This window comes from Acetobacterium bakii (assembly GCF_001263355.1).
GTDB classification, from domain to species: domain Bacteria; phylum Bacillota; class Clostridia; order Eubacteriales; family Eubacteriaceae; genus Acetobacterium; species Acetobacterium bakii.
In genome coordinates this window covers 1-2,756 of record NZ_LGYO01000087.1, presented here as the reverse complement: position 1 = coordinate 2,756, position 2,756 = coordinate 1, and the positions used below count along the sequence as shown (strand labels likewise).

2 protein-coding genes are annotated in these 2,756 nt (G+C 44.6%); one reads left to right on the top strand and one right to left on the bottom strand.

The window, feature by feature from the left end; all coding sequences use genetic code 11:
• Positions 1 to 61, bottom strand: a 61-nt coding sequence (locus AKG39_RS20610) for a hypothetical protein (RefSeq protein WP_242852677.1), incomplete at its 3' end; no start/stop codon positions are given.
• A gap of 36 nt (positions 62 to 97) precedes the next feature.
• On the opposite strand from AKG39_RS20610, the gene AKG39_RS20215 reads away from it, so the two are divergent.
• Positions 98 to 2,756 (top strand): hypothetical protein (locus AKG39_RS20215; protein ID WP_201780303.1); only part of this gene is annotated, 2,659 nt, incomplete at its 3' end.

The window sequence follows — 2,756 nt, the reverse complement described above, 5'->3', positions numbered from 1 at the left end:
CAACCAACCAAGAAGCAGCATCAGTGACGACATGAGAAATATCCTTTGCAGTAGCGAAAATATGAGAAGAGCCATACCGATGATTCTGCGTTTGATGATGAAAGAAGGAAAAAGAAGAAAGAAAAGGGAGAGGAAGGGAGGGGAGGGGGGAAGGGGGAAAAGAAGGAAAAGAAGGGGGAGAGGGAGGAAGAAGGGGGAGAAGAAGAGAGGAAAAAGGAGGGGGAGGGGAAAGAGGGGGGGGGGAAAGAAGAGAAGAAAAGAGAGAAGGAGAAGAAGGAGGGGGAGAAGAAAGAAGAGAAGGGGGGGAAGAGAAAGGGGAGGGAGGAGGAGGGAGGGAAGGAGAAGAAGGAAGGAAAGAAAGAGAGGGGGGAGGAGAAGGGGGAAGAGAGGAAAGAGAGGGAGGAGGGGAAAGGGGAAGGGGAGGAAGAGAGGGGGGAGGAGAAAAGAAGGAGGAAAAAAGAAAAGAAGAGGAAGAAGAAGAAAAAGAAAGAGAAAAAGAAGGAAGAGAAGGAAAGGAAGAAGAAAGAGAAGAAAGAGGAGAAGGGAAGGGAGAAGAGGAAGAAGGGAAAAAAAGGAAAAAAAAAGAAAGAAAAGGAGAAGAAAAGGAAGAAGGGAAAGAAGGAAAAGGAAAGGAAAGAAGGAAGGGAAAAGAGGGAGAAAGAGAAAAAGAAAAAAAAAGAGGGAAGGAAGAAGAAGGGGGAGGAAAAGGAGAGAAGGGAAGGGAAGAGGGAAGAAAAGAAGAAAAAAGGAAGAAAGGAGGGGGAGAGGGAGAAAGAAAAGAAAAGGGAAGGAAAAAGGAGGAGGAGGGGGGAAAGAAGAAAAAAAAGGGAGAAAGGGAGAAAAAAGAAAGAGAAGAAGAAAGAAAGAAAGAAAGAGAAAAAAAAAGAAAGAAAAGAAAGGAAGGGGAGGGAGAAAAAGAAGAGAGGGAAGAAAAGGAGGAAGAGAAAAAAAGAAGAGGAAGGGAGGAGAGGGAAAGGGAGAAAAAAAAAGGAAAAAAAAAGAAAAAGGAGGGAAAGGAGGAAGGGGAAGGAAGGAAAGAGGAAAAAAGGAAGGGAAGGGAGAAGAAAAAAAAGAAGGGAGAAAAGAAAAAGGAGAAAAAGAAGAGGAAGGAGGGAGGGGAGGAGGAAAAGAAGAAGAAGAAAAGAGAAAAAAAAAGGAAAAAAAGGGAGGGGAGGAAGAAAAAGAAAGAGAAGAAAAAAAAGAAAAAAAAGGAGGAGAGGAGGGGAAAGAGGGAGAAAGAGGAAGGAAAGGAAGAAAAAAAAAAGGAAAAGAAGGAAAAGGAAAAAGAGAAAAAGAGAAAGGGGAAGAGGGAGAGGGAGGGGGAGGGAAAAAAGGGGAAGAAGAAGAGGGAGGAAAAGAAGGGAGAAAAAGAGGAGAAGAAAAAAAGGGGGAAGGAGGGAGAGAAAGAAAAGGAGGAAAAAGGAGGAAAAGAAGAAGAAGAAAAAAGAAAGAGAGGAGAGGGGGAAAAAAAGAAGAGGAAAAAAGGAAAAGGGGGAAAGAGGAGGAGGGAGAAAAGAAAAAGAAAGAGGGGAGAAAGAAGGAAGGAGGGAAGAGAGAGGGGGAGGAAGAGGGAGAGAAAAGGGAAAAGGAAAGGGAAAAGGAAGAGGAAAAGGAAAAAAAGGAAAGGAAGGGAAAAAAGGGGAAGAAGAAGGGGGGAGAAGAAGGAAGAGGGAGGGAAAAGAAAAAGAAGGAGGGGAAGGAAGGAAGGGGAAGAAGGAAAGAAGGGGAGAAGAAGGAGAAAAAGAAGAAGGAGAAGAAAGAGAAAAAGGAAAAGAAGAAAGAGGAAAAGGAGGAGAAGAAGAAAAAGAAAGGAAAAAAGAAGGAAGAGAAAGGGAAAGAGGAGGAAAGGGGAAAGAAAAAAAAGGGGAGAAAGAAAGAGAGGGAGAAGGAAAAGAAAAGGGAGAGGGAAGGGAAGGAAGAGAGGGAGGAGAAGGAGGAGGAAAAAGAAAAAGAGAAAGAGGAAAAAGAGGGAAAGGAGAAGGAAAAAAGAAAAGAGGAAAAGAAGGGGGAGAGGGAGGGGGAAAAAGAAAAGAAAAAGGGAAGAAAGAAGGGGGGGAAGGGAAAGAAAAAGAAGAGAAAGAGGAAAAGAGAGGAGAGAGAAGGAAAAGGAAAGGAAGGGGGGAAGAGGAAGAAGAGGGGGGAAAGAAAAAGGAAGAAAGAAAAGAAGGGGAAAGAGGAAGGAAGGAAGAAAGGGAGGGGGAAGGAGGAAAAGGAGAAGAAGAAGAGGGAAGAAAAAGAAGGGAAAGAGAGGGGGGAGAAGGAGGAAGGGGGAGAGAAAGAGAAGGAGAAGGAGGAAGAGGAGAAGGAAAAAGGGGGGGGAGAGGGAAGAAAAGGAAAAAAGAAAGAGAAGAAGAGGGAGGAAGAGAAGGAGGGGGAGAAGAGGGAAGGGAAGGAAGAAAAGGAGAGGGAAAAGAGGGGGGAGAGAGAGGAAAAGAAAAAGGAAAAAAAGGAGGAGGGAGGGGAGGGGGAGAAGGGGGAAGAGGGAAAAGAAAAGAGGAAGGGGAAAGAGAAAAAGGAGGGGGAAAAGGAGGGAGAGGAGGGGAAGGAAAAAAAGAAGGAAGGAAAGGAAGAAAAGGGGAAAAAGAAAAGGGAAGAGGAGGGAAAGAAAAAGGAAAAAGGGAGAAAGGAGAGGAAAGAGAAAGGAAAAGAAGAAAGGGAGAAAGAAGGAGAGAGAAAAAGGAGAAAAGAGAGAAGGAGAAGAAAGAGAGAAAAGGAGGAGGGGAAAGGGGAAGAAGACGACCAATCTGCCCCTCCCG